Below are 25,437 nucleotides of genomic sequence, written 5' to 3' on the forward strand. Positions count from 1 at the left end.
CCTGCCAGGATGTATCAGGTGAGTAGGTCTACCCCCCATTCAAACACCCTTACGGGGTGGCGAGAATGGGTGAGCCTGCCCGATCTCGGAGTGGACTGGATCAAGGCCAAGATCGACACGGGTGCGCGCACCTCGTCCTTGCACGCCTTCGACATCGTGGAGTTCGCACAGGACGGCGAGAACTGGGTCCGCTTCAAGGTCAAACCCTGGCAGGACAGCCAGGAGGACGCCGTGGTCGTGGAGTGCCCCGTGCACGACCGTCGGGCCGTACGAAGCTCCTCAGGGCACGCGCAGGAGCGTCTCGTGGTGGAGCTGCTGATCCGTCTCGTGGACCGCGAAGTCCTCGCGGAGGTGACGCTGAGCAACCGCGACGAGATGGGGTTCCGCATGCTCATCGGACGCGAGGCCCTTCGACGGGGTTTCTCCGTCGACCCGGCGCGATCGTTCCTCGGCGGCCGCGCACCCCGCGACGCGCGACGTCGCAACCGCGGCAAGGTCTGAGCCCTCGGCGCAGGCTCGGATCACGGCTCAGGCGCGGATCAGGATCGTCCCGATGGCCTTGTCGTGGAGGCCGCGCTGGTCGCTGTCCCAGATCACCGCGGGGACGACGACGATGAGCAGCAGTGTCCGCACCACAGGACGCCACAGACCGATCCAGCCACCGTCTCGACGCACCAGACGCATTCCGAGGATGCGGTGGCCCGGGCTGCCGCCCGCCGTCGGGATGAAGAGGATCTGAAGCACCGCGAACACGAGCATCGGCGCGAACTGGGTGAGCCCGGCCTCCGTGGGGAGCGCGAACTGGTCGTATCCGAGAAAGCCCGTCGCGATGATCGTCGCCGCGGCGTAGTCGATCAGAAGAGCGCCGATGCGCCGACCGGGGCGGGCGATGCTCCCGGTACCCGACTCCGGGAGTCCGAGTCGCTCACCGGGGTACGTGTTCACAGCATCCGTCACTCCCCCAGCCTACCGAGCCCGAAAAGTCGCCGTGACGACCTCACGCCTGTAACACGCCCGAAACAAAGCGGATACCGTAGAGAAATCCCCCGTCCGTACTCTGCAGAGTGGCCGTGAAGCCATCGATCCGCATTACAGGAGTCGTACATGTTCAAAGATTCGTCCGAAGTACTGACCTATATCAAGGAGAACGACGTCAAGTTCCTTGACATCCGCTTCACCGATCTCCCGGGTGTTCAGCAGCACTTCAACATTCCTGCATCGACGGTCGACGAGGCTTTCTTTACCGACGGCCAGCTGTTCGACGGTTCCTCGATCCGCGGCTTCGCGAGCATCCACGAGTCGGACATGCAGCTCATCCCCGACGTCACGACGGCGTACGTCGACCCGTTCCGCGAGGCGAGCACGCTCGTCATGCTCTTCGACATCTACAACCCGCGCACCGGCGAGATCTACTCGAAGGACCCGCGTCAGGTCGCCAAGAAGGCCGAGAAGTACCTGGCCTCGACCGGCATCGCCGACACCGCCTTCTTCGCCCCCGAGGCGGAGTTCTACATCTTCGACGACGTCCGCTACTCGGTCACCGCCGGCGAGAGCTTCTACAAGGTCGACTCCGAGGAAGCCGCGTGGAACACCGGCCGTGAGGAAGAGGGCGGCAACCTCGCCAACAAGACCCCGTACAAGGGCGGCTACTTCCCGGTGAGCCCGGTCGACAAGACCGCCGACCTGCGTGACGACATCACCCTCAAGCTCATCGAGTCCGGGTTCACGCTCGAGCGTTCGCACCACGAGGTGGGAACCGCCGGTCAGCAGGAGATCAACTACCGCTTCGACACGATGGTCCACGCGGCGGACGACATCCTCAAGTTCAAGTACATCGTCAAGAACACCGCCCAGGAGTGGGGCAAGGTCGCGACCTTCATGCCGAAGCCCCTCTACGGCGACAACGGCTCGGGTATGCACACGCACCAGTCGCTGTGGAACGGCGGCGAGCCGCTGTTCTACGACGAGGCCGGCTACGGTCAGCTCAGCGACATCGCGCGCTGGTACATCGGCGGCATCCTGGCACACGCGCCGGCGCTGCTCGCGTTCACCAACCCGACCCTGAACAGCTACCACCGTCTGGTCAAGGGCTTCGAGGCTCCGGTCAACCTGGTCTACTCGGCCGGCAACCGTTCCGCCGCGATCCGCATCCCGATCACGGGCTCCAACCCGAAGGCCAAGCGCATCGAGTTCCGCGCCCCTGACGCCTCGGGCAACCCCTACCTCGCCTTCGCCGCACAGCTGATGGCGGGCCTCGACGGAATCAAGAACCGCATCGAGCCGCACGAGCCCGTCGACAAGGACCTCTACGAGCTCCCGCCCGAGGAGGCCAAGGACATCCCGCAGGTCCCGAACTCCCTGCTCGACTCGCTCGACGCGCTGGCGGCGGACCACCAGTTCCTCCTCGAGGGCGGCGTGTTCACCAAGGAACTCATCGAGACCTGGATCTCGTACAAGTACGAGAACGAGATCCTGCCGATGGCACAGCGCCCGCACCCGTTCGAGTACGAGCTGTACTTCGGGGTCTGACCACCTCGGAACGGCACGGAGAGGGCCCTACCGTCGCGACTGCGGCGGTAGGGCCCTTCGCGTCTCTGAAACCCGCTGCTCGTTGCGCCGTGGCGCGCTTGACCGCGTGGCATCCGGGTGATCAACTTGTGAGTCTGAGCGTCGACCGGGGGAACCATGCGCCGTAGAAGAATGACCGTGAAGACCGAGCTGCGCGCGCCGGCGGAAGACACCGCGACACAGCGATCGAACGCCGTCAGCGCGTATGCGCGGACGAACCCGTTCAAGTTCGGCCTGCTCGGCGCACTCGGTGTGCTCGTGGCGCTGGCGATCGGCGGCGTGATCGGTCAGCTCGCCACCGTGCTCGTGTACATCGGAGTGGCGGTGTTCCTCGCGCTCGGCCTCGACCCGATCGTCACGTTCATCGAACGGAGACTCCCCCGACCGGCAGCCGTCACGATCGTCGTAGCGGGCGTGATCCTCGCTTTCGCGGGCATCATCCTCGCCATCATCCCGCTCCTCGTCGAGCAGATCAGCAACCTGATCAAGGACGGCCCGCAGATGGTCGAGGACTTCATGGCCAGCGCCTGGTACAAGGACGTCAGCGGCCAGTTCGGCTCCACCATCACGGACGCCGTCCAGGGCGTTCTCGACTTCGTCCAGGACCCGGACAACTTCCTCGACATCGGAGGTGGTGTCTTCGCCGTCGGAGCGGGCATCGCGGGCGGGGTGACCGGCGTCACGATCGTCCTGATCCTGACCCTGTACTTCATGGCTTCGCTGCGGAGCATGAAGCACGTGGCCGCCCGCTTCGTGCCGGCCTACCAGCGCGACACCTTCAGCGGACTCCTCGAAGACGTCTCCGGCGCCGTCGGCCGCTATGTGATCGGCCAAGCGAGCCTGGCGCTCATCAACGGCATCCTGAGCCTGATCTTCCTCAGCATCATCGGCGCGCCCGTTCCTGCGCTGCTCGCCCTGATCGCCTTCATCGGGTCCCTGATCCCCTTGGTGGGAACGCTGACCGCGTCGATCATCAACTCGTTGATCTGCCTCTTCGCGTCACCTCTGACTGCCCTGATCGCGATCATCTACTACCTGGTCTATATGCAGATCGAGGCATACGTGCTCTCCCCCCGCATCATGAGCAGAGCCGTTGCGGTGCCGGGAGCGCTGGTGGTGATCGCCGCCGTGGCCGGTGGAACGCTGGGCGGCATCCTCGGCGCGCTCGTCGCGATCCCGGTCGCCGCGAGCATCATCATCATCGTGCAGAAGGTGACGTTCCCTGCGCAGGACCGGAAGATCGTTCCCCCGGCGACGTCGCACTGATCGGACTCCGCCGCCGTTCGCGCAAGCGGAGGGCCTAGCGGACGAGCAGAGCGCCGGGCTCCACGCGCACCTCGAAGGCGGAGACTTCCCCCATCTCCTCGCCATCGATCTCGAACATGAGCGGCGTCGCCAACTCGACGTCGATGCGCTCGACGGGAAGGTGGCGCGTGGAATCCGTGCTGACGGCTTCGTCGGTGGCGCCGAACAGACGTCGGATGCCGTTGTCCCAGACGAAGGACCGCAGCGTGTCGAGCCACTGCAGCGCCCCGTCTGCACTGACCATGAGCACATCGAGCTTGCCGTCGTCGAGCACGGCGTCCGGCAGCAGTCTGATCCCGCCCTGCACCATCCCACAGTTGCCGATCAGCATGGTGTGCCCGCGCAGGGCGACCGCCTTCTCCCCGTCGATGGCGAGAGTGATCTCGGTCATCTCGGTGCCGGCGAGGGCGCGGCCCATCGCTTCGACATAGGCGAGCCATCCGGCCTTCGACTTGAGGTCGTCGTCGGTCTCGACCAACATCTGCGCGTCGATACCAAAGCCGACCATCACGGCGAACGCATGCTCGGTTCCGTCGTACGACACCCATCCCAGGTCGATGCGACGTGCCTCGGCATCACGGATGCGTTCCAGCGCGGCGGTCACATCGTTCAGCGGGACCTCGAGGTTGCGAGCGAGAAGGTTGCCCGTCCCCTGCGGCACGATCCCGAGTGCCGTCTCCGAGCCCGCCAGCGCCTCTGCGACCGCGCGGACGGTGCCGTCGCCGCCGACCGCGATCACCAGGTCCCTGGCGTCAGCACGCGCCTCCCGAGCCATGCCGCGACCGGGGTCCTCCGGAGTCGTCTCCCACCAACGGACGTCATACGAATCGTCGAAGACGCCGGCTACCGCATCGTGCAGATCCGCCTGCTCGACCTTCGAAGGATTCCAGACGATGCCGATGCGCGCGTGAGTCATATCGTCAGCTTGGGACACGCGCCCCGATACTGCAAACTCGCGGCGCGGATTCAGCCGTAGAACAGGTCCTCGAAGGTCTTGCGTGCACGCCGTGTGACACCCAGGTAGTCCTCCTCGAGCTCGGTCGCCGACCGGTCGGGATAGCCCAGAAGGCGACCGATGGCATCCAGCTGTCGTCGATCCACCGGAAGCAGATCGCTCGTCTTGCCCGTCAGGAGGGTGATCGCCGAGCGGAGCCTGCTCGACAGTCGCCACGCCTCGCGCAGCCGCTCGGCGTCGTCTTCGGTCACGAGCCCCGCTTCGACGGCGGCATCAAGCGCGCCCAACGTCGAGGTCGTGCGCAGACCGGGAATCGCATGAGCGTGCTGGAGCTGCAGCATCTGCACCAGCCATTCGACATCGCTGAGCGTTCCGGGGCCGAGCTTCAGATGCCGCCTGGGGTCCGCGCCCTGCGGCAGTCGCTCGCCCTCGACCCTGGCCTTGATGCGCTTGATCTCGCGCGTGCTCTGGAGGTCGACCGCCTCGGGATAGCGGATCGTGTCCGCCAGCGCGGTGAACTTCTCGATCAGCTTCGTGCTCCCGGCCACGCCTCGTGCGCGCAGCAGCGCCTGCGCCTCCCACGACAACGACCAGCGACGGTAGTACTCGGTGTACGCCTCGATGGATCGAACGACGGGACCGTTGCGCCCCTCCGGACGGAGATCGGCATCGAGGTCGAGCGGGAGCCTGTGGTCGGTGACGTGCTCGCGGAGTCCGGCGACGATCTGCGTGGCGAGCTTCTGCGCGCGCTGCGGGTCGACGCCGTTCGCGTCGTACACGTAGAGGATGTCGGCATCCGAACCGAAACCGAGTTCGGCTCCTCCGAAACGCCCCATCGCGATGACGGCGAAGTCCAGATCCTCGTCCTCTGCGGGGACCACCTCGCGGAGCACGGCGCGCAGGGCGGCCTGGATGGTCGCCTCGGTGATGTCCGTGAGCGCCGTCGCCACCTCTTCGATGGTGAGTACTCCGAGGACCGCCCCCATCGCCGTACGGAGGAGCTCCCGGCGACGCAGCGCGCGCACGGCACGCAGGGCGTCGCCGATGGTCTCGTGACGCGTCTGGATCGCCCGCGCCTCCTCATCCAACGCCGCGGCTCCGCGGGGGCGCAGCCGTCCGGAGCTGTCCAGCCACGCGACCGACTCGGGGATCCACTCCAACAGCTCACCGATGTACCGCGAGGAGGAGAGCAAGCGTGTCAGGCTCTCGGCAGCGCCGGAGGAGTCCCGCAGCATCCGGAGGAACCAGGGGGTGTCGCCGAGGCGCTCGCTGATCCGCCGGAAGGCGAGGAGGGCATAGTCGGGGTCGCTCCCGTCGGCGAACCAGCGCACCATGATGGGCATCAGATGACGCTGGATGGTGGCCTTGCGAGAGATCCCGCTCGTGAGAGCGCCGATGTGACGGAGGGCTCCCGCGGGGTCGCGGAACCCGATCGCCGCCAGTCGGTCATGTGCCTGCGCAGCCGAGAGCGTGCGCTCCTCTTCGGGGAGTCCGGCGACCGCGCTGAGAAGCGGCCGGTAGAACAGCCGTGTGTGGATCTCCCGCACCTCACGCCGCACGCTCTCCCAGCGGGACCAGACCGCGCCACCGCTCTCGGCCAATCCGGTGGCACGAGCGAGCACCCGCAGCCCCGCGGGGGTTCGGGGCATGAGGTGGGTCCGGCTGAGCTCGCGCAGCTGCAGACGGTGCTCCATCAGGCGCAACACCCGGTAGTCGTCGGCGAAGGTGGCCGCGTCCGTGCGCCCGATGTATCCGCCGGCGACCAGTGCATCGAGGCTCTCGAGCGTGCCGCGCGTACGCAGCGTCTCGTCGGTGAGGCCGTGGACGAGCTGCAGAAGCTGGACCGTGAACTCGATGTCCCGGAGTCCACCGGCGCCGAGCTTGAGCTGATAGGGCACGTCTTCGGGGTCGATGTACTCCATCACCCGCTCACGCATCCGCTGGACGCTCTCGACGAAGTCCTGCCTGGCCGCGCTCGACCAGATCTTCGGTTGCACGGCAGCGATGTACTCCGCACCGAGCTCGGGGTCCCCTGCGAGGGGGCGCGCTTTGAGCAGGGCTTGGAACTCCCAGCTCTTGGCCCAGCGATCGTAGTACGCCAGATGGGAGGCGACGGAACGGACCAGTGCTCCTTGCTTGCCCTCCGGTCGGAGCGCGGCGTCCACCTCCCACAGCGGCGGCTCGATTTCGATGCCGCTCAGATTCCGCATGGTCTCGCGCGCGAGTCGGGTGGCGATGTCCATCGCCTTCGCTTCGCTCACGACGTCTTCGTCTCTGGTGCCGCCGACGAAGATCACGTCCACGTCGCTGACGTAGTTCAGTTCCCTGGCACCGGCTTTGCCCATACCGATCACGGCGAGGCGCGTGGCGGCGACCTCGTCCGTGCTCAACGACTCCTGGAGGCGCGTCCTGGCGACGGCGAGCGACGCTTCGAGTGCGGCGCCGGCGAGATCAGCGAGTGCGGCCGACACCTCGGCGACGATGGTCGCGGGCGACGGGTGCGTGAGGTCGTATGCCGCAATGGCGGCGAGGCTGCGACGGTACGCGACCCTGATCGCGACCACGGCGTCGTCATCACCCGTCTGCGCGAATCCGTCTCGCGCGCCCACCGACGCGAGCAAACGCTCTTGCATCTCCTGCGAGGTCGGCAGACCGCTGACCGAGCCTTCGAGGACCGAGAGCTGCTCGGGGTGACGGAGGAAGAAGTCGGCGAGCCCTTCCGACGCACCGAACACGCGCCACACCTGTCGACGGGTCACCTCGTCGTCGAGAAGCGCCCGCAGGGGTCCCGCATCCCGGCGCGCCACTCGGAGGAGCCCGCGCACGGCGGCATCGGGGTCCGCGGCGTCGTCTGCTTCGAGCAGCACGCCGTGCGGTCGGTCGAGGATCTCGGCGAGTTCCGTGAGGGAAGCCGCGGCCTCGCTCAGTTCCGCGAAGCCGAGCCGGGCCAGCGCCGAGAGCGAGACGGAGTCGTCCGGACGGACCATGCGCGACTCAGAGCAGCTCGAGGTTGTTCTTCAGCTCCAGCGGGGTCACCTGCCCCCGGTACGCCTCCCACTCCTTGCGCTTGTTGAGCAGTACGTAGTTGAAGACCTGCTCGCCGAGCGTCTCGGCGACGAGCTCCGACTCCTCCATGTACTCGAGGGCGTGGTCGAGGCTCGCCGGCAGAGCCGAGTAGCCCAGCGCACGTCGCTCGGCGTCGCTGAGCGCCCACACGTTGTCCTCAGCCTCGGGCGGGAGCTCGTAGCCCTCTTCGATGCCCTTCAGCCCAGCAGCGAGCATGAGCGCGTAGGCGAGGTACGGGTTCGCCGCGGAATCGAGCGCACGGTACTCGACTCGTGACGACTGCCCCTTGTTCGGCTTGTACATGGGCACCCGCACGAGCGCGGAGCGGTTGTTGTGTCCCCAGGTGATGAAGCTCGGGGCCTCGTCGCCGCCCCAGAGCCGCTTGTAGGAGTTGACGAACTGGTTCGTGACCGCGGAGATCTCGTTGGCGTGCTTCAGCAGGCCCGCGATGAAGTGGCGCCCGGTCTTGGAGAGCTGGTACTTGGCGCCCTCTTCGTAGAAGGCGTTCTGGTCGCCTTCGAAGAGCGACATGTGGGTGTGCATCCCACTCCCCGGCTGCCCGCTGAGCGGCTTCGGCATGAACGTCGCGTAGACGCCCTGCTCGATCGCCACCTCCTTGATCACGGTGCGGAAGGTCATCACGTTGTCGGCCGTCGTCAGCGCATCGGCGTACCGCAGGTCGATCTCGTTCTGTCCGGGACCGCCCTCGTGGTGGCTGAACTCGACGGAGATGCCGAGGTCTTCCAGCATGCGCACCGAACGGCGGCGGAAGTCGTGCGCCGTGCCACCGGGGACGTTGTCGAAGTAGCCGGCCGAGTCCACGGGGACGGGTCCCTCGGGCCCGAACGACGACGACTTGAGCAGGTAGAACTCGATCTCGGGGTGCGTGTAGAAGGTGAAGCCCGCGTCCGCGGCCTTCGCGAGCGTGCGCTTGAGCACATGCCGCGGGTCGGCGACGGCCGGCTGACCGTCGGGCGTCGTCAGGTCGCAGAACATGCGCGCCGTCGGATCGATCTCGCCGCGCCACGGCAGCGTCTGGAACGTGGTCGGATCAGGCTGGGCCAGCAGGTCGGACTCCTGCGTACGGGTCAGTCCTTCGATGGCGGAGCCGTCGAAGCCGATCCCCTCCGCGAACGCGCCCTCGACCTCGGCCGGGGCGATCGCCACCGACTTGAGCGTGCCGATGACGTCCGTGAACCACAGGCGCACGAACTTGACGCCGCGCTCTTCGATCGTCCGCAGGACGAAGTCCCTCTGCTTGTCCATTGCTACTCCGTGCCCTGGCCCTTTGTGTCGCCCTTGACGTCCCAGCCCTGCTCGACGGCCTCTTCCTCCGCCCAGGCGCGGGAACGCTCGCGGAGCACCTCGGGCGCGCGGCGGGCTTCCGCTTCCGTGTCGAACGGACCGATGCGATCGATGGAGGGCGAGATCATCCCGAACTCGACCTCGCCGGTCTCCGAGTTGTACCAGTACTTGTGGTCACCGTCAGTCATGGCTGCCCCTTCTTCACGTGATGTCATCGATCCTACTGGCGTGCACGGCGGTCGCTAAGCTATCCCCCATGGCAAAAGCGATCGGCGTCGACATCGGCGGCACGGGAATCAAAGCGGGAATCGTCGACCTCGAGCACGGTGTCATGGCATCCGATCGGGTGCGGGTCCCCACTCCGGCGGGCGCATCGCCGCAGGACGTGCTCGTGGCCGTGCAGACGGTCCTGAAGACCCTTGACGTGCATGAATCCACGCTTCCGCTCGGCGTGGCGTTCCCGGCGATCGTCAAGCGTGGCAAGACGCTCTCCGCTGCCAACGTGTCCAAGGAATGGATCGACTTCGACGCCGAGCGGTTCTTCCGCGACGGCCTCGGCCGCAACATCGTGTTCGTGAACGATGCGGACGCGGCCGGCGTCGCCGAGGCCCGACACGGCGCGGCCAGGGATGTGCGTGGCTTCACCCTGCTCACGACACTCGGCACAGGCATCGGTTCCGCTTTCCTCTACGACGGCATCCTGTTGCCGAACACCGAGCTCGGACACCTCAACTTCCGCGAGTACGAGTCGGTCGAGACCTACGCCGCGACGTCGGCGCGCGAACGCGAAGGCCTCACCTGGGCCGAGTGGGCGGAGCGCCTCCAGGCGTTCTACTCGCATATCGAGTTCCTGTTCAGCCCCGACCTGTTCGTGGTCGGCGGTGGCGTGTCGAAGAACGCCGGCGACTTCCTCCCGCTGCTCGACCTGAAGACGCCGATCGTCCCGGCGATCCACCGGAACAACTCGGGCATCATCGGTGCGGCGTCTCTGGCCGGCGACTGATCCCGTCCCTCCAGACACAGTGAAGGCTCCGACGACGCGGTCGTCGGAGCCTTCATCCGTCCCGCGCGGACTCAGGCGCTGGATGTCAGGCCGTGGAGCATCTTCTGGATCTGCTGCTGCACCTGCGCATCTTCGACATCGAACATCGCGTAGCTGATGCCGGCCGACTGGAGAGGTCGGTTCGGATACTTCTGATAGCTGGGAAGAACGCTCAGCAGTCGCGCTGCCATCTGCGGCGCCTGCCACGTCTTCTCCGCGAAACTCGTCATGAAGATGTCGTACCGCTCCTGCGGATCCTGCCAGAGATCGAAGAGCTCGGGCACGATCGCTGTGTAGGACGAAGGCCCGCGCCACTGATCCCGGACGTTCCAGATCGCCTTCCACTTACCGACGCGCACGGCTCCGGGGATCATCTCGGTCTCCGTCATGTAGAGCCAATGGTCTCGCGTGGAGCCGCCCTCGCCCTTCAGAAGCGCCGATTGGTCGTAACTGTCGAAGATCGTCGGCTCCCCTTCACGATCCTCGGTGGGGAGGTCCACTCCCGCCAGACTCGCGAACGTCGCCATCAGGTCGAGCGATCCGACGATCTCCGAGTTGCGACGACCGGCTTCGATGGTTCCGGGCCACCAGGCGATCGCGGGGACCCGACTGCCGCCCTCGTAGTCCGTACCCTTGGTGCCGCGGTACGGCGTGTATCCGCAGTCCGGATACACGTCCTGCCAGGCACCGTTGTCGGTGGTCCACACGACGAGGGTGTCTTCGGCGATCCCGAGTTCGCGGATCTTGTCGATGACGGCCCCCACACGGTGATCGAGCTCGACGAGTGAGTCGAGGAACTTCGACTTGCCCATCGAAGCCCCCTCGAAGTCCGGGTGCGGGATGTTGGGCTGGTGCAGCTTGGCGGTGTTCAGGTAGAGGAAGAACGGCTCATCGGCATTCGCATGGGCTTCGATGTAGTCGATCGCGCGATCCGTCGACTTCTCGTCGATGAACGGGATGTTCTCGGAACTCAGCTTCTCCACCTCGGTCGGTTCCTCCCCGGCCTTCCCGTCGAGCGCTCCGATGACGTTGCCCCACATCTTCATGGTCGCCTCGTCGTCGAACGGGAAGTCGGGGTTGAACGCCTTGTCGGTGTAGGTGTACGCGTTCAGGTGATAGAGAGTCGTGTTGTACATCTCGTCGAAGCCGTGCGCAGTCGGCATCGCGTAGTCCGCTTCACCCAGATGCCATTTCCCGATGTGGCACGTGGCGTAGTCGGCCTTCTTCAGCACGCTCGCCAGCGTCCACTCCGGGGCCGGCAGCCCTCCCCCGTCTCCGGGGAACGCGACCGTCGTCATCCCGCTGCGGATCGGGAGGCGGCCCGTCAGAGCGGCAGCGCGTCCGGGCGTGCAGCTCGGCTGTCCGTAGAAGGACATGAACTGCAGTCCCTCTGCGGCGAGTCGGTCGAGGTTCGGCGTCGGAGCACCGCGGTTCTCGCCGCCTCCGTAGCATCCGAGGTCGCCCCACCCGACGTCGTCGGACATGAAAAGAATGATGTTGGGCTTCTTCGCCATGAGCTCTCCTCCGTCGTTTCGTGCGTGATGGAGGCGAACGTAGCAAGCGGCTCCTCGTGCGGGAACCGCCGCTCACCCTTTCGGGAGGAGACGATCGATACAAGCGGTGCGAATGGGCCGACCTGTACGCCGGGTTCTGTTCCGGGGTTCTTCGCCCCTTCGACGGTCATCTCTCTCGGCGACACGTTGCCGTGGCACTCTAGCGGTCTACCCGAGGACTCGGCGAGCCGCGTCAACATCCTCTGTCTGACCTTGCTCCGGACGAGGTTTACCTGGCGGGCCATGTCACCATGTCCCCCGGTGGTCTCTTACACCACCCTTTCACCCTTACCCCTTGCGGGGCGGTCTACTCTCTGTGGCACTTTCTCGCGGATTGCTCCGGGTGGGTGTTACCCACCGCCCTGCCCTGTGGAGCCCGGACGTTCCTCGGTGCGGTTCCCCGCAACGCGACCGTCCAGTCGACCCATTCGCATACCCAGTCTACTTTCTCCCCGCGCACGCTCCCGCTACTTCTCGGCGGACTCGGCGATGCGCAGATCGAGGGGCACATCGATCGGGAAAGAGCCGAAGAGACGGGTGGTGGCGACGGACGCGGCTTCCCGGACCGCCTCAGCCGCGGTCTCCGCATGCTCCTGCGGGACGTGCAGGATCACCTCGTCGTGCAGGAAGAAGGCGAGGTGCGGCACCCGCGCGAACGGACCGGAGGCCGCGGCCGCCGTGGAAACCTCCGGGATCAGCTGCAGGCGATGACGAATCTCGGCGAGCCAGATGAGCGACCATTCCGCAGCGGTTCCCTGCACCACGAAGTTGCGCGTGAAGCGTCCCCAATCGCGTGCCCTGCGTCGGGCGAGCGCCACCACCGCCGGCTCGGCATCGGCCCCCGTCGCATCCGACTGCAGACGCATCCACTCCGTCGACGGCCGCGGCGACGAACGGCCGAGCCACGTGGACACGATTCCTCCGTCCTCACCGGTGCGTGCCGCCGCGTCGACCAACGCCATCGCGCGCGGGTACACCTTGCGCAGGCGCGGCACCAATCGTCCGCTGTCTCCCGTCGTGGCGCCGTACATCGCTCCCAGCACCGCGTACTTCGCCTCCTCCCGCGTCGCGACCGCACCGGAGTCGACGACGCCGGCGTAGAGGTCGCTCCCCCGCGCCGCGAGCGCCATCGCCTCGTCCGAAGCCATCGCGGCGAGCATGCGGGGCTCCAGCTGCGCCACGTCGGCGACGACGAGGGTCCATCCGGGATCGGCACGCACCGCAGGACGAAGGCTGCGAGGCAACTGCAGCGCTCCCCCGCCGGCCGACGCCCATCGTCCAGTGACCACGCCCCCGGGGATGTACACCGGACGGAACCGCCCGTCATGCACCCACTCGGCGAGCCAGGCCCAGCCATTGGCGCTCAGGAGCCGGGACAACTTCTTGTACGCGAGCAGCGGTTCGACGACCGGGTGATCGTGTTCAGCGAGCTCCCACCGACTCGTGGACTCGACCTGCACCCCCACGCGGTGCAACGCGCGGAGCAGCTTCTGCTGGCTGTCGAGGTGAAGGGATGCGTCCCCCAAGAGGTCTCGCACGCGATCACCGAGCTCGACCATCCGGCTCGGCACGCCTCCGGCGACCGGACGGGTGCCCAGGGTCTCGGTCAGGATCGCATCGTGCACGTCCTCATCCCAGGGAAGGCCCGCGACCCGCATCTCCTCCGCGATGAGACCGCCTGCCGACTCCGCGGCGCACAGCAGAGTGAGGCGTCCGTCCGGCGCGCCAGCGATCACCCGGCGCTGCGCACGGTATTGATCGAGCGTCGAGGCGATCGGATCGTCGCCTCGCTCATCGTCGAACACATCGAACAGCGAGGGCAACGCCACGGTGGGCTCGCGACGCTCCCATTCCGGGGAGGACGGCAGCGGAGTCTCCACCGAGGACGTGTCCCGGAGGATCGCGTGGCAGAGTACCAGATCATGACTGCGCGCGATCCGCACCCCGTCGGCGAGCAGAAGCGCGTACGTCTCCACGGCCGAACGCATGATCCATCGCGGAGCGTCGGCGGCCTCGACGGACTGCACCCACGTCGCGAGATCGTCTGAGCGCAGTGGCGTGCGGCTCTGCTCTTCGTCGTCGGCATCGAGCTCGATGGCGACGTGGTCCTGCGGCCCCAGCGAGATCAGCGCGATCCGCCGTTCGACGCCCGACGCCGGCACCGTCATGAGCGGTGCGTGCGGGCACCGCTCATGCGAGCCCGGACTCCTCGGTACGAACCAGGATGCAGCCGCACTCGGGGCACGACACGACGAGGTCGTCCGCCGCACGACGGATGTCGTTCAGGTCGGTGCTGGGGAGCAGGATGCGGCAGCCTTCACAGGTTCCCCGGGTGAGCAACGCCGCGCCCGCACTGTTCGCTGCGCGGCGCGAGTACTCGGCGAGCAACTGCGGCGGCACGCTCTCGGCGACAGCCGCACGGTCGCGGGCGAGCTGACTCCCCAGATCGGTCGCCGCCGCGACGTCGGCCTTCGCCTGGGCCGTGAGCGACGTGCCTTCGGCCGTCGTCGTCTCCAGCAGCGCCTGCTGCGCGGCGACGGAGGCCTCCGCCTCTTCGAGTCGTCCCATCACGTCGAGCTGCGCGTCTTCGAGATCGCTCTGCCGCTTGGCGAGGCTCGCCAGTTCGTGCTCGAGGGCCTGTGCGTCCTTCGGGTTCGTGGCCGTGGCGAGGCGCTCGGCATCGCGGTTCCGACGCGCCGCGACGACCGCGACGTCGGATTCGAGCCGTGTCAGTTCGGTGCGCACGTCATCGCGGGCACCGGTGAGAGCGGTCAGCTCACGGAGCTGCTCCTGACGGATGGCGACGAGTTCGGTGATGCGGCCCGCCTGACTCGGCTTCGTTCGTGCACGCTCTGCCTGCGCGATGCGCCGATCCAGGTCGGCGATGTCGAGCAGGGTGCGCTGGTTCTCGGGGCTGGCGTTCACGCTCTCAAATCTAGTCGCTACAGCGACATCCGCCCATCAGCGGACGTCTCCGTCGACGTAGAGCCACTGTCGGTCCTCGCGCACGAAGCGGCTGCGCTCGTGCAAGGAACCGCGCTCCGCACCCTGGCGCCAGAAGGCCTCGAACTCCACGACGCCCTCCCGATCGAACGGACCACCCGCCCCGCGATCCAGGACGATCAGACGCCGCCAGTGCAGCTCCGGGTCGAACTCGATGGCGTGGGGCCTCGTCGTCGGGTGCCAGGTCCGCAACAGATGCGCGGCATCGCCGAGGCGGAACGCGGTGTAGCGGGAGCGCATGAGACGCTCCGCGGTCGGGGCCGGTGCGCCTCGCAGCAACGGTGCGCAGCACCGTCCGAACACGTCTCCGGAGGAGCACGGGCACCGCGACGACTCGACAGCCGAAGCGTCATCCAGCGCCGTGTCCGCGTCCTTTGTCATCCCTCCAGCGTACGCTCGGGAGAAACGCCCAGAAGGAGAATCGTGACCACTCGACCCGTCGTCCCCTCGTTCACCGCGCACAACGGCTTCGCCCTTCCGGCCATCGGCCTCGGCACCTATCGACTGAACGGCGATAGCGGAGCGGATGCCGTCGCCGGGGGCATCGGGGCGGGCTACCGGCTCATCGACACGGCTTTCAACTACGAGAATGAGGGCTCGGTCGGCCGGGGGGTCGCCGCCGCAGAGGTGGATCGCTCGGAGATCGTCGTCACGACGAAGCTCCCCGGCCGCCACCACCCGTCCGAGAGAGCGCGCGACAGCATCGAGGAGAGCCGCTCGCGCCTGGGACTCGACGTGACGGATCTGCACCTCATCCACTGGCCGAACCCCAGCCAGGGCGAGTACGTCCAGGCGTGGGCCGCTCTGGTCGATGCACAGTCCCGTGGCGTCGTGCGGCAGATCGGCGTCTCGAACTTCCTCCCGGAACATGTGGAGCGCATCGAAGCCGAGACCGGTATCCGTCCGGTCGTCAACCAGATCGAGGTGCACCCCTACTTCCCCCAGGAGGAGCAGCTCACGTACCACCGGGAGAAAGGAATCCTCACGGAAGCCTGGAGCCCCCTCGGTCGCGCGAAGGCGCTGCTCGACGAGGCGGTGATCCGCGAGGTCGCCGCAGCGCACGCGATCTCTCCTGCCCAGGTCGTGCTCGCCTGGCACGTGGCACGGGGGACGGTGTCGATTCCCAAGGCCTCGACGCTGGAGCACCAGGTCGCGAACCTCGCCGCCGCAGAAGTCGTGCTCGACGAAGGCGAGGTCACGGCCATCACCGCGCTCGGACGTCCGGACGGACGACTGTTCGACGCGGATCCCCGGACGCACGAGGAGTCCTGACCCGGTATCGCGTCAGACGCGCTGCGTGCCGAGCACGCGAAGGAACTCGAGCTTGCCCGCCGATTCGCTCCCGGGTGCGGCGGTGAGGACGATCAGCGCCTGCGATTCGTCCTCACTGAACAGCGCCTGGCAGTCGACCTCGATCTCCCCCAGCTCCGGGTGCACCATCACTTTGTGCTGCTCGAACCGTCGGCTCACCACGTGCGCCTCCCACAGCTCCACGAATTCCGGGCTCCGGGCTGACAGCGCCTCGACGATCTCCCCCGCCCGCGACCGGGGACCCATCACCCCGTGTGCAGCGCGCAGAGCGCCGACGAGGGCACGAGCCTGTCGCGGGTGATCGACCTCGCGATATCGCCGCCGCTCGACGTCGGGATGGGCGAACCAGCGGTAGATGCCGCTCCGGTCGAGCCCGGTGAGTGCGGTCGAATCGCCCACGAGAGCGCGGGAGGCATCGTTCTGCACGAGAACTTCATCGAGGAGCGAGACGACGAATGCCGGGGTGTCGTGCAGCCGGTCGAGCACGCGGAGGATGCCGGGACGCACGTACTCGGTGAGGGGGGCGCGGTCCGGGGCACTGTGTCCGCAGAGCCGGAAGAGGTAGTCGCGCTCGTCCTCGGTCAGGCGCAGAGCACGTGCCAGGGAGGAGAGGATCTGCACGCTGGGCTGGGGTCCCCGCCGCTGCTCCAGGCGCGTGTAGTAGTCCGTCGACATGGTCGCCAGCTGTGCCACCTCTTCTCTGCGCAACCCGGAGGTCCGGCGTCGAGGTCCGGCCGGAAGTCCCACGTCGGCAGGCCGCAGTGCCTCACGTCGCCGGAGCAGGAACTCGGCCAGCGCATCACGATCCACCTCTGAAGTATCCCCCGACGTCCGCGCAGGTTCCAGGGACCGGTGATCCCTGGATGACCGCTCTCTGGAGGGACGGTTCCGGGACGCCGAGGCTGATCGTATGAACATCACCGGAAACACCATCTTCATCCCGGGCGCGACGAGCGGCATCGGCCTCGCCCTCGCCGTGCGTCTGCATGCCCGCGGCAACACCGTGATCGTGGGAGGACGCCGCGAAGACCGGCTCACAGCCATCGCCGGCGAGCATCCCGGTATCCACACGGTGCGGATCGACACGACCGACGCCGACAGCATCCATGCGGCCTCCCGAGCTGTCCTCGCAGAGCACCCCGCCCTGAACGTGCTGATCACGATGGCCGGTGTCATGCGGGCCGAGGACTGGACCACGCCCACAGGATTCCTCTCCACCGCCGAGGAGACCGTCGAGACGAACATCCTCGGGCCGATCCGGCTGATCGCCGCTTTCGTCGAGCATCTGCGCGCGCAGCCGGAAGCGACGATCATGACGGTCTCGTCCGGCCTCGCCTTCGCCCCGCTCCGCGCGACGCCGAGCTACAACGCCAGCAAGGCCGCGATCCACATGCTCAGCGAATCCCTGCGCCTGCAGCTCGAAGGGAGCAGTGTGTCGGTGCTCGAGCTGGAACCGCCGGCGGTGCGCACGCCTCTCATGCCCGGACATGAGGAGAACGAGTCCGCTATGCCGCTCAACGAGTTCATCGACGAAGTGATGGAGCTGATCGAGTCGCGGCCGAACGCCACCGAGATCCAGGTGGAACGCGTGAAATTCCTCCGCTACGGAGAGGCCCGCGGTGACTACGACCGGGTCGTCGCCACGCTGAACGCCACCGACCCGCACGGGCGCTGAGCCGACGCGGGGTGCCGGTCGCGCACCGGCGCCCCGCTCACGGGTGCAGAGACGCCGCAGCCGCCGTCAACGCGTCGGCGGACTGCCGCAGCAGCGCGAGCTCGTGGTCGGAGAACGACGTGTTGCGGATCGGGACAGCGCCCGTCGCACTGACGATCGAAGGCACCGACAGCGCGACTCCGTCGACACCGTGGAAGTCGCGCAACACCGTGCTCACGGGCATGACGGCGTGCTCGTCGTGAAGGATGGCCTCGACGATTCGCGCACTCGACAGCCCGATGGCGTAGTTCGTCGCCCCCTTGCCGAGGATGACCTTGTAGGCGGCATCGCGCACGTCGACGGCGATCTCCTGCAACTCCTCGAGGGTGAACCGGGGGTGTCCCGGCGTCTCCCACTCGAGGATCGGCACGGTGCCGATGGTCGCCCGAGACCACAACGGGAACTCCGTGTCACCGTGCTCGCCGACGATATGGGCGTGGACACTGGCCGTCGACACGCCCGCCCTCTCGGCAAGCTTCCAGCGCAGCCGCGAGGTGTCGAGCACCGTACCGGACGCGAAGATCCGCTCCGGCGGGAGTCCGGTCTCCTCCTGAGCGATCACGGTGAGCACGTCGCACGGGTTGGTGACGATCACGTACACCGCGTTCGGTGCGACCTCGAGCAGTTCGGGCATCATGCGGCGGATGATCCCCGCATTGACCTCAGCGAGCTCGATCCGGGTCTGTCCCGGCTTCTGCTTGGCTCCCGCCGTGATCACGACGACGTGCGAACCCGCGGCCACCGAGATGTCGCTGCCACCGACGATGTCGCTCGAACCCGTGAACTGCGTTCCGTGCGCGAGGTCGAGGACCTCCGCCTCGACCTTCTCGGTGGCGATGTCGTAGAGCGCGACATGACGCGCAGATCCGCGGATCAGTGCGGCGTAGGCGACGCTGGATCCCACGCTTCCCGCGCCGACGACCGTGAGCTTCGAGTTCTCGATGATCTCCATGCGCTCAGTCTCGCAGTGCAGTGCGCCTCTCCGGCAGGGGGAACGCCGTCGGAAATGCTCACAGCGCGGCGGCGACCGCCTGAGCGACCGTCGGATGAGCGAACTCGAAGCCCCCGCGCTCCAGAACCCGCGGCCGCACATCGGCGTCCGGAAGGAGCAGCGAGTCCGCTGCGTCGCCGAGGGCGAGGCGCAGAGCCCAGGCCGGCGCGGGGAGCCAGAACGGTCTGTGCATGCGCGCAGCGAGCTCCCGGCCGATGTCGTTCGCAGACGCGGGGGTCGGCCCCGTGAGGTTGACCGGTCCGGCGAGCTTCGTGTCCAGGACGTGCCGGATCCCCCGGACCTCATCGTCGAGCGAGATCCAGGGCCAGACCTGTGTTCCGCGTCCGAGAGGACCGGAGACGCCGAAGCGGGTCAGCTGGATGAGCGGCTTGAGCACTCCGCGACGATGGATCACGGGGGCGGTGCGGAGCAGCGCGACCCTGGTGTGGTCCTCGGCGCGTCGAGCCTCGGCCTCCCAGCGCACGGTCAGATCGGCGAGAAAGGTCTCACCGGCTGCGGACTCCTCCGTGAGGACTTCGCCGGGAGCGGACCCGTAGTACCCGACAGCGGACGCCGAGACCAGTGCCGGCGCATCCGAGCGCAGGGCACGCAGGGCCGTCGTCATGGTGCGGGTCGTCTGCAAGCGCGAATCGACGAGTTCCGCACGGTAGCGGCGTGTCCAGGGCAGACGGCCGACGCTGGCGCCGCCGAGCGCGACGACGGCTTCCGCACCGGCGAGCACGTCCGGATCGAGCGGACGCTCCCCCGGTGCCCATTGCGCCTCACCCGCTCCGTGCGGCGCACGACGGACCAGAACGGTGACGTCGATCCCGTCGGCGCGCAGGGAGGAGACGAGGGCTGAACCGATCAGGCCCGAGGCCCCGCTCACGACGATGCGTCGCGCCATGTGCTGCAGCTTCCTGTCCGTCGGTCGTCGAATCGTATGGTTCACCAGCGTACGCGCCGTCCCGGCGATGCCCCTAGCCGAGGTCAGTCGGCGCGACGGTAGTGCAGGGCTACCGCACCGCTACGGAACGGTGTCGACGAGACCAGCGCCAGGCGTCGAGTGGCGGGGAGCCCCCGCTCGTACAGCGTGGGACCGTGGCCCGCGATCCGCGGATGCACCAGGAACCGGTACTCGTCGATCAGGTCCAACCGGTCGAGTTCGGTCGCGAGCATGCCGCTTCCCACGAGGACCCCGTCGCGCGTCTCATCCTTGAGTCTCTGCACTCCGGCGCGCAGATCGCCGTGGATCCGGTGGCTGTTCGTCCACGGGAAATCCTGGCGTGTGGCGGAGACCACGTACTTGGGTGTGGCTTCCAGGGCGACAGCCCAGTCGCGCAGCGCCGGCGGGGCGTCCGTCTCTCCTCGCGCGACGGCGGGCCAGGCATCCTCCATCATCTCGTAGGTGGTGCGCCCCCAGAGCATCGCGCCGGATTCTTCGAGGAGACGGGTGTAATACGCGTGTGTCTCGTCGTCGGCGATGCCCACTTCGTGATCGATGCAGCCGTCGAGGGTGACGTTGATGCTGAAGGTCAGGAGTCCCATGCCGGGAGCCTAGGTCCGTGGCCGCGTGACCGCCAGAGTCCGCAGGCGTGCGGTGGGCATCGCCGGGAGATGACTCACGCGCTCCCGTCAGAGTCCGTCTTGTCGCTCGACGACGAGCTCAAGGCGTACTCGCGCACGCGGTCAGTGATGTAGGAGACCACGGTTCCCGATGTGATGCCGATGATGACGATGCCGCCCAGCATCAGGAGCACGGCGAAGAACCGTCCCGCGACGGTCACGGGGTACATGTCGCCGTAGCCGACCGTCGTCAGGGTCACGAACGCCCACCACACGGCATCGCCGAAGCTGTCGATGGTCGCATCCGGCGCGGACCGCTCCACGCTCAGCGTCGAGAGAGCGAGGAAGTAGACGAAGGTCACCGAGTATGCGGCGGAGTAGATGATCAGCTCGGTCCTCACCACGCTGCCGGTGCGGGCATGGAAGAACGGCAGTTGACGAGCGAGGTCGACCACGCGCACGGCCCGGAACACCGGAAGCAGGACCGCGAGGAGCTCCACGGGGTGACGCACGACATAGCGCCACCTGGTGCCCTTCCGAGTGAGGCACACACGGACGATGTAGTCCACGGCGAAGATGAACCACGTCAGGATCGTCGTGTTGCCGGTGACCGTCCGCACGAGCGGCGGCAGATCGGGAGCGATGACGAAGACGGAGAAGCCGATGATGAAGATGACCCCGGCGAACACGAGCGGCACACGCGCGAAGCGATCCCAGCGATCGAAAGACGAACGTGACGAATCCATGCGCCCATCTAACACGAGCGTCGCGCGCGAGGTGGGCCCTGCCGGGATCGAACCGACGACATCCACGGTGTAAACGTGGCGCTCTACCAGCTGAGCTAAAGGCCCTGGTGCCGTCAGTCTATCGGGAGGCCGATGCGCACCCGTGTCGTGGAAGAGGGATAGGCTGAATCCGGCGCGCGTTGTGCACAGCTGACAAGGCTGCCCGTGTCGCTTCCCGTTTCCTTGGCATGACCTGCCAGCTTGACGAAAGGTTCCCCCGTGACCGTGCACGACCAGGATCCGTACTCCCAGGGCCCCCTCGACAGCGATCCGGAGGAGACCGGCGAGTGGCAGCAGTCCCTCGATGAGCTGGTGGATGCCAAGGGCCACGGCCGCGGCCGCGAGATCATGCTCAGCCTGCTCAAGCGTTCCAAGGAACTGCACCTGGGCGTGCCGATGGTCCCGACGACGGACTACATCAACACGATCGCCCCGGAGAACGAGCCCGAGTTCCCGGGTGACGAAGAGGTCGAGCGCCGCTATCGGGCCTGGATCCGCTGGAACGCTGCGATCACGGTGCACCGCGCACAGCGCCCCGGCATCGGCGTCGGCGGTCACATCTCGACGTATGCCTCGTCGGCCGCTCTCTACGAGGTCGGCTTCAACCACTTCTTCAAGGGCGCTGACAACCCCGGCGGGGCCGACCAGATCTTCATCCAGGGTCACGCCTCCCCCGGCACCTACGCACGGTCGTTCCTCGAGGGACGCCTGAGCGAGGACCAGCTCGACGGTTTCCGTCAGGAGAAGTCGCACGCGCCGTACGGCATCCCCTCCTACCCGCATCCGCGTCTGATGCCGGAGTACTGGCAGTTCCCGACCGTGTCGATGGGCCTCGGCCCCATCAATGCGATCTACCAGGCGATGTCGAACAAGTACCTCGAGAATCGCGGCATCAAGGACACCTCCCAGTCGCACGTCTGGGCGTTCCTCGGCGACGGTGAGATGGACGAGGTCGAGAGCCGCGGTCAGCTCCAGGTGGCAGCGAACGAGGGACTCGACAACCTGACCTTCGTCGTGAACTGCAACCTGCAGCGTCTCGACGGTCCGGTGCGCGGCAACGGCAAGATCGTCCAGGAGCTCGAGTCGTTCTTCCGCGGCGCGGGCTGGAACGTCATCAAGGTCGTCTGGGGCCGCGAGTGGGACGATCTGCTCGCGCGCGACACCGAGGGTGCGCTGCTCAACCTGATGAACGTCACCCCCGACGGTGACTACCAGACCTACAAGGCCGAGTCCGGCGCGTACATCCGCGAGCACTTCTTCGGACGCGACGAGCGTGCCGCCGCCCTCGTCAAGGATTACTCCGACGACGACATCTGGAACCTGAAGCGCGGAGGCCACGACTACCGCAAGGTCTACGCCGCGTTCAAGGCCGCGACCGAGCACAAGGGCAAGCCCACCGTCATCCTCGCGAAGACCGTCAAGGGCTACGGCCTCGGTCCGCACTTCGAGGGGCGCAACGCGACCCACCAGATGAAGAAGATGACGCTGGACAACCTCAAGACGTTCCGCGACGCGATGCACATCCCGATCACGGACGCGCAGCTCGAGGAGAACCCCTACCTGCCGCCCTACTATAACCCGGGGCCCCAGGACGAGACGATCCAGTACATGCTCGAGCGCCGTCAGGCTCTCGGCGGATTCCTCCCCGAGCGCCGGTCGACCCATGTGGGTCTCTCGCTGCCGGACGACGCCGCGTACGCGCTTCCCAAGAAGGGCTCCGGCACCCAGGAGATCGCCACGACCATGGCTTTCGTCCGTCTGCTGAAGGATCTCCTCCGCACGAAGGACTTCGGCCACCGCATCGTGCCGATCATCCCCGACGAGGCACGCACGTTCGGTATGGACGCGTACTTCCCGACCGCGAAGATCTACAACCCGAACGGCCAGCACTACACCTCGGTCGACCGCGAGCTGCTCCTCGCCTACAAGGAGAGCCCGCAGGGGCAGATCGTGCACGTCGGCATCAACGAGGCGGGCGCGGTCGCGGCATTCACGGCTGCGGGAACCTCGTACGCCACCCATGGCGAGCCGCTCATCCCGATCTACATCTTCTACTCGATGTTCGGCTTCCAGCGCACGGGCGACGCCCAGTGGGCGGCGGGCGACCAGATGGCCCGCGGGTTCATCATGGGCGCGACGGCGGGTCGCACCACCCTCACGGGTGAAGGCCTGCAGCACGCCGATGGTCACTCGCACCTGCTGGCGGCCACCAACCCGGCGACGCTCTCGTACGACCCGGCCTACGGCTACGAGATCGCGCACATCGTGCGATCCGGCATCGACCGCATGTACGGCGGCGAGCACGAGGACCCGAACGTGATGTACTACATCACGCTCTACAACGAGCCCCTCGTGCAGCCGGCTGAGCCGGAGAACGTGGACGTGGACGGCATCGTGCGAGGCATCCACCGCGTGTCGGTCGGCGAGGGCGACGGCCCCCGCGCCCAGCTCTTCGCGTCGGGCGTCGGCCTGCCGTGGGCGCTCGAGGCGCAGGAACTCCTGAAGAACGACTGGGGTGTGATCGCCGATGTCTGGTCGGTCACCTCCTGGACCGAGCTGCGTCGTGACGGCCTCGCCGCCGACGAGCACAACTTCCTGCACCCCGAGGCCGAGCCGCGCACCGCGTACCTCACCGAGAAGCTGCAGGGCGCCGAGGGTCCGGTCGTCGCCGTGAGCGACTTCATGCACGCCGTGCAGGATCAGATCCGCCCGTGGGTTCCGAACCGCTTCGCCACGCTCGGCGCCGACGGCTTCGGTTTCTCCGACACCCGTGCCGCGGCACGACGGTTCTTCAAGATCGACGGACCGTCCATCGTGGTCCGGACGCTGCAGTCGCTCGCCGAAGAGGGGACGATCGACCGTTCGCTCGCGGCACAGGCGATCCAGAAGTACAGCCTGCACGACGTGAACGCGGGAACCAGCGGCAACGCGGGCGGCGAAAGCTGAGCCCTCGGTGACAGGATCCTCTCCTTCCGGCATGGACAAGGCCGCGACGCTCACCTGGCTGCGCCGGATCTCCGGTGACATCGCCTCGGTGACGATCAAGCGCCTGGAGGACACCCTTCCGTGGTACGCCGACATGCCACCAGCCCGCCGCTCCGCGGTCGGGCTGGTGGCCCAGGCGGGCATCACGTCGTTCATCCAGTGGTACGAGGATCCGACCTCCACCCCGTGGATCGCGGCCGACATCTTCGCCGCCGCTCCCCGGGAGCTGTTGCGCAGCGTCAGCCTCCAGCAGACGCTGCAACTCATCCGCGTGACGGTGGAAGTCACCGAGGAGCGCGTCGCCGGGCGCGGGAACGACCTGCGCGAGGCGATCCTGCTCTACTCCCGCGATGTCGCGTTCGCTGCGGCCGACGTCTACGCCAGGGCCGCGGAGGCCCGAGGGCTCTGGGACGCACGTCTCGAGGCCCTCGTCGTCGACTCGATCCTCACCGGAGAGGCCGACGAAGAGCTTCCGAGCCGCATCGCGGCGCTCGGGTGGCACGGTCACGGCGAGGTCGCTGTCCTCGTCGGTACGACACCGCCGCAGTTCGACGTGGACCTGGTCCGCCGAACTGCCAGGAAGCTCGCCGTCGATGTCCTCATCGGCGTGCAGGGATCCCGTCTCGTGCTCGTCCTCGGACGCGCGCGCGTGGACGGCCAGGAGAACGAGGAGGAGGAACTCGGGTTCCAGGAGATCGCCTCCCGCCTCGAGCCGTCCTTCGGGCCGGGCTACGTCGTCCTCGGACCCCCCGTGGCCGCGCTCGTCGATGCGAGCCAGAGCGCTCGGGCCGCCCTCGCCGGGTTCGCGGTCGCGCGTGCCTGGCGCGGTGCTCCACGCCCCGTCGAAGCCGATGATCTGCTGCCTGAGCGGGCGCTCGCCGGAGATCCGCTCGCGAAGCAGACCCTGATCGAGCGGATCTTCCGTCCCTTGCAGGCGCATTCGACCGATCTGGTCACCACGCTCTGGAGCTACCTCGACAACGGACGCTCCCTCGAGGCGACCGCGCGCGAGCTCTTCGTGCACCCCAACACGGTGCGCTATCGCCTCAAGCGCGTGAGCGAAGTCATCGGTTGGGACGCCACGGGGCCCCGCGAGGCGCTCATCCTGCAGACCGCCCTCATCCTCGGATCCATCGGCGCCGCCGAGCAGGTGCGCAAGCGGGCGCCGCTGCGACGCCCGCAGCGCTGAGCCCGTCCGCCGCCGTTCTGTACGCCACACACAAGGGTTTTTCGGAATCTTGTGATGGATCATCCACCGCTCTGCCGCAATCGTTGGCAGACTGGGTGG

Annotated in this window: 22 protein-coding genes, 1 tRNA gene and 1 other RNA gene; 8 read left to right on the forward strand and 16 right to left on the reverse strand. The window is 67.3% G+C overall.

The window, feature by feature from the left end; all coding sequences use genetic code 11:
• Positions 1–9: 9 nt before the first annotated feature.
• Entirely contained in the window at positions 10–501 is a 492-nt protein-coding gene (locus E0W80_RS02170) for an ATP-dependent zinc protease (RefSeq protein ID WP_131491138.1), read from the forward strand.
• A 27-nt stretch (positions 502–528) separates the two neighbouring features.
• On the opposite strand, the gene E0W80_RS02175 is transcribed toward E0W80_RS02170, so the two are convergent.
• A complete protein-coding gene (locus E0W80_RS02175; protein ID WP_047520095.1) occupies positions 529–957 on the reverse strand; it encodes an RDD family protein in 429 nt (142 codons plus the stop codon).
• 147 nt (positions 958–1,104) lie between these two features.
• Here E0W80_RS02175 and glnA (E0W80_RS02180) point away from each other — a divergent pair, with 147 nt between their 5' ends.
• Positions 1,105–2,529, forward strand: coding sequence for a type I glutamate--ammonia ligase (glnA, locus tag E0W80_RS02180; protein ID WP_047520093.1), 1,425 nt, complete (start codon positions 1,105–1,107; stop codon positions 2,527–2,529).
• 171 nt (positions 2,530–2,700) lie between these two features.
• Positions 2,701–3,834 carry an AI-2E family transporter gene (locus tag E0W80_RS02185; protein WP_131491139.1) on the forward strand — a complete coding sequence of 378 codons (1,134 nt, stop codon included), beginning with the start codon at positions 2,701–2,703 and terminating at the stop codon, positions 3,832–3,834.
• A gap of 34 nt (positions 3,835–3,868) precedes the next feature.
• On the opposite strand, the gene E0W80_RS02190 is transcribed toward E0W80_RS02185, so the two are convergent.
• From E0W80_RS02190 to E0W80_RS02205, 4 genes are read right to left on the reverse strand one after another with little or no spacing between them, the layout of a single operon-like run.
• Positions 3,869–4,789, reverse strand: coding sequence for a diacylglycerol kinase family protein (locus tag E0W80_RS02190; RefSeq protein ID WP_131491140.1), 921 nt, complete (start codon positions 4,787–4,789; stop codon positions 3,869–3,871).
• A 50-nt stretch (positions 4,790–4,839) separates the two neighbouring features.
• Complete coding sequence (locus tag E0W80_RS02195; protein ID WP_131491141.1) at positions 4,840–7,815, reverse strand: bifunctional [glutamine synthetase] adenylyltransferase/[glutamine synthetase]-adenylyl-L-tyrosine phosphorylase; 2,976 nt, start codon at positions 7,813–7,815, stop codon at positions 4,840–4,842.
• A gap of 7 nt (positions 7,816–7,822) precedes the next feature.
• Positions 7,823–9,160, reverse strand: coding sequence for a type I glutamate--ammonia ligase (gene glnA / locus E0W80_RS02200; protein ID WP_047520084.1), 1,338 nt, complete (start codon positions 9,158–9,160; stop codon positions 7,823–7,825).
• Between the two features lie 2 nt (positions 9,161–9,162).
• Positions 9,163–9,387, reverse strand: a complete 225-nt coding sequence (locus E0W80_RS02205) for a hypothetical protein (RefSeq protein WP_047520082.1) — start codon at positions 9,385–9,387, stop codon at positions 9,163–9,165.
• 68 nt (positions 9,388–9,455) lie between these two features.
• On the opposite strand from E0W80_RS02205, the gene E0W80_RS02210 reads away from it, so the two are divergent.
• A complete protein-coding gene (locus tag E0W80_RS02210; RefSeq protein WP_047520080.1) occupies positions 9,456–10,202 on the forward strand; it encodes a polyphosphate--glucose phosphotransferase in 747 nt (248 codons plus the stop codon).
• Positions 10,203–10,273: 71 nt separating this feature from the next.
• On the opposite strand, the gene E0W80_RS02215 is transcribed toward E0W80_RS02210, so the two are convergent.
• The 5 genes from E0W80_RS02215 to E0W80_RS02235 form a co-directional block, all read right to left on the reverse strand.
• Positions 10,274–11,755, reverse strand: a complete 1,482-nt coding sequence (locus E0W80_RS02215) for an arylsulfatase (RefSeq protein ID WP_131491142.1) — start codon at positions 11,753–11,755, stop codon at positions 10,274–10,276.
• A gap of 109 nt (positions 11,756–11,864) precedes the next feature.
• Positions 11,865–12,221, reverse strand: an RNA gene (rnpB, locus tag E0W80_RS02220) — RNase P RNA component class A.
• A gap of 40 nt (positions 12,222–12,261) precedes the next feature.
• Positions 12,262–13,962: a bifunctional 3'-5' exonuclease/DNA polymerase gene (locus tag E0W80_RS02225; RefSeq protein WP_131491143.1), complete on the reverse strand. Its 1,701-nt coding sequence runs from the start codon at positions 13,960–13,962 to the stop codon at positions 12,262–12,264.
• A 22-nt stretch (positions 13,963–13,984) separates the two neighbouring features.
• Positions 13,985–14,719 (reverse strand): C4-type zinc ribbon domain-containing protein, encoded by a 735-nt coding sequence (locus E0W80_RS02230; protein ID WP_047520074.1) that lies wholly within the window; start codon positions 14,717–14,719, stop codon positions 13,985–13,987.
• 36 nt (positions 14,720–14,755) lie between these two features.
• Positions 14,756–15,178, reverse strand: a complete 423-nt coding sequence (locus E0W80_RS02235; RefSeq protein WP_131491144.1) for a YchJ family metal-binding protein — start codon at positions 15,176–15,178, stop codon at positions 14,756–14,758.
• A gap of 42 nt (positions 15,179–15,220) precedes the next feature.
• Here E0W80_RS02235 and E0W80_RS02240 point away from each other — a divergent pair, with 42 nt between their 5' ends.
• Positions 15,221–16,069, forward strand: coding sequence for an aldo/keto reductase (locus tag E0W80_RS02240; protein ID WP_131491145.1), 849 nt, complete (start codon positions 15,221–15,223; stop codon positions 16,067–16,069).
• Positions 16,070–16,081: 12 nt separating this feature from the next.
• On the opposite strand, the gene E0W80_RS02245 is transcribed toward E0W80_RS02240, so the two are convergent.
• Entirely contained in the window at positions 16,082–16,918 is an 837-nt protein-coding gene (locus E0W80_RS02245; RefSeq protein WP_131491146.1) for a helix-turn-helix transcriptional regulator, read from the reverse strand.
• Between the two features lie 100 nt (positions 16,919–17,018).
• Here E0W80_RS02245 and E0W80_RS02250 point away from each other — a divergent pair, with 100 nt between their 5' ends.
• On the forward strand, positions 17,019–17,783 hold the full coding sequence (locus tag E0W80_RS02250) for an SDR family NAD(P)-dependent oxidoreductase (RefSeq protein WP_131491147.1): 765 nt from the start codon (positions 17,019–17,021) through the stop codon (positions 17,781–17,783).
• Positions 17,784–17,820: 37 nt separating this feature from the next.
• On the opposite strand, the gene E0W80_RS02255 is transcribed toward E0W80_RS02250, so the two are convergent.
• The 5 genes from E0W80_RS02255 to E0W80_RS02275 all read right to left on the reverse strand — a co-directional run bounded on the left by E0W80_RS02255 (position 17,821) and on the right by E0W80_RS02275 (position 21,230).
• Positions 17,821–18,774: an L-lactate dehydrogenase gene (locus tag E0W80_RS02255; RefSeq protein ID WP_131491148.1), complete on the reverse strand. Its 954-nt coding sequence runs from the start codon at positions 18,772–18,774 to the stop codon at positions 17,821–17,823.
• Positions 18,775–18,832: 58 nt separating this feature from the next.
• Complete coding sequence (locus E0W80_RS02260) at positions 18,833–19,720, reverse strand: TIGR01777 family oxidoreductase (RefSeq protein ID WP_131491149.1); 888 nt, start codon at positions 19,718–19,720, stop codon at positions 18,833–18,835.
• A gap of 83 nt (positions 19,721–19,803) precedes the next feature.
• A complete protein-coding gene (locus E0W80_RS02265; RefSeq protein ID WP_131491150.1) occupies positions 19,804–20,361 on the reverse strand; it encodes a dihydrofolate reductase family protein in 558 nt (185 codons plus the stop codon).
• 74 nt (positions 20,362–20,435) lie between these two features.
• Complete coding sequence (locus tag E0W80_RS02270; protein ID WP_131491151.1) at positions 20,436–21,125, reverse strand: potassium channel family protein; 690 nt, start codon at positions 21,123–21,125, stop codon at positions 20,436–20,438.
• Positions 21,126–21,157: 32 nt separating this feature from the next.
• Positions 21,158–21,230 (reverse strand) — tRNA-Val (locus tag E0W80_RS02275).
• Positions 21,231–21,383: 153 nt separating this feature from the next.
• Here E0W80_RS02275 and aceE point away from each other — a divergent pair.
• Both aceE and E0W80_RS02285 read left to right on the forward strand, forming a co-directional pair.
• The gene (gene aceE, locus E0W80_RS02280; protein WP_131491152.1) at positions 21,384–24,110 is read left to right on the forward strand and encodes a pyruvate dehydrogenase (acetyl-transferring), homodimeric type; all 2,727 of its coding nucleotides are present in this window, start codon (positions 21,384–21,386) and stop codon (positions 24,108–24,110) included.
• 31 nt (positions 24,111–24,141) lie between these two features.
• The gene (locus E0W80_RS02285) at positions 24,142–25,338 is read left to right on the forward strand and encodes a PucR family transcriptional regulator (protein ID WP_047520064.1); all 1,197 of its coding nucleotides are present in this window, start codon (positions 24,142–24,144) and stop codon (positions 25,336–25,338) included.
• Positions 25,339–25,437 lie beyond the last annotated feature (99 nt).

The organism is Microbacterium sp. PI-1, assembly GCF_004337555.1.
In the GTDB taxonomy this organism is placed as follows: domain Bacteria; phylum Actinomycetota; class Actinomycetes; order Actinomycetales; family Microbacteriaceae; genus Microbacterium; species Microbacterium aurugineum.

Excerpts from the sequence above, each read along its gene's own strand:
- E0W80_RS02270 (WP_131491151.1), bottom strand. The coding sequence starts at position 21,125 with ATGGATTCGTCACGTTCGTCTTTCGATCGCTGGGATCGCTTCGCGCGT.
- E0W80_RS02195 (WP_131491141.1), bottom strand. The coding sequence starts at position 7,815 with ATGGTCCGTCCGGACGACTCCGTCTCGCTCTCGGCGCTGGCCCGGCTC.
- E0W80_RS02260 (WP_131491149.1), bottom strand. The coding sequence starts at position 19,720 with ATGGCGCGACGCATCGTCGTGAGCGGGGCCTCGGGCCTGATCGGTTCA.
- E0W80_RS02255 (WP_131491148.1), bottom strand. The coding sequence starts at position 18,774 with ATGGAGATCATCGAGAACTCGAAGCTCACGGTCGTCGGCGCGGGAAGC.
- E0W80_RS02185 (WP_131491139.1), top strand. The coding sequence starts at position 2,701 with ATGACCGTGAAGACCGAGCTGCGCGCGCCGGCGGAAGACACCGCGACA.
- E0W80_RS02205 (WP_047520082.1), bottom strand. The coding sequence starts at position 9,387 with ATGACTGACGGTGACCACAAGTACTGGTACAACTCGGAGACCGGCGAG.
- E0W80_RS02170 (WP_131491138.1), top strand. The coding sequence starts at position 10 with ATGTATCAGGTGAGTAGGTCTACCCCCCATTCAAACACCCTTACGGGG.
- E0W80_RS02285 (WP_047520064.1), top strand. The coding sequence starts at position 24,142 with ATGGACAAGGCCGCGACGCTCACCTGGCTGCGCCGGATCTCCGGTGAC.
- E0W80_RS02210 (WP_047520080.1), top strand. The coding sequence starts at position 9,456 with ATGGCAAAAGCGATCGGCGTCGACATCGGCGGCACGGGAATCAAAGCG.
- E0W80_RS02215 (WP_131491142.1), bottom strand. The coding sequence starts at position 11,755 with ATGGCGAAGAAGCCCAACATCATTCTTTTCATGTCCGACGACGTCGGG.
- E0W80_RS02250 (WP_131491147.1), top strand. The coding sequence starts at position 17,019 with ATGAACATCACCGGAAACACCATCTTCATCCCGGGCGCGACGAGCGGC.
- glnA (WP_047520093.1), top strand. The coding sequence starts at position 1,105 with ATGTTCAAAGATTCGTCCGAAGTACTGACCTATATCAAGGAGAACGAC.
- E0W80_RS02225 (WP_131491143.1), bottom strand. The coding sequence starts at position 13,962 with ATGACGGTGCCGGCGTCGGGCGTCGAACGGCGGATCGCGCTGATCTCG.
- glnA (WP_047520084.1), bottom strand. The coding sequence starts at position 9,160 with ATGGACAAGCAGAGGGACTTCGTCCTGCGGACGATCGAAGAGCGCGGC.
- E0W80_RS02235 (WP_131491144.1), bottom strand. The coding sequence starts at position 15,178 with ATGACAAAGGACGCGGACACGGCGCTGGATGACGCTTCGGCTGTCGAG.
- E0W80_RS02265 (WP_131491150.1), bottom strand. The coding sequence starts at position 20,361 with ATGGGACTCCTGACCTTCAGCATCAACGTCACCCTCGACGGCTGCATC.
- E0W80_RS02190 (WP_131491140.1), bottom strand. The coding sequence starts at position 4,789 with ATGACTCACGCGCGCATCGGCATCGTCTGGAATCCTTCGAAGGTCGAG.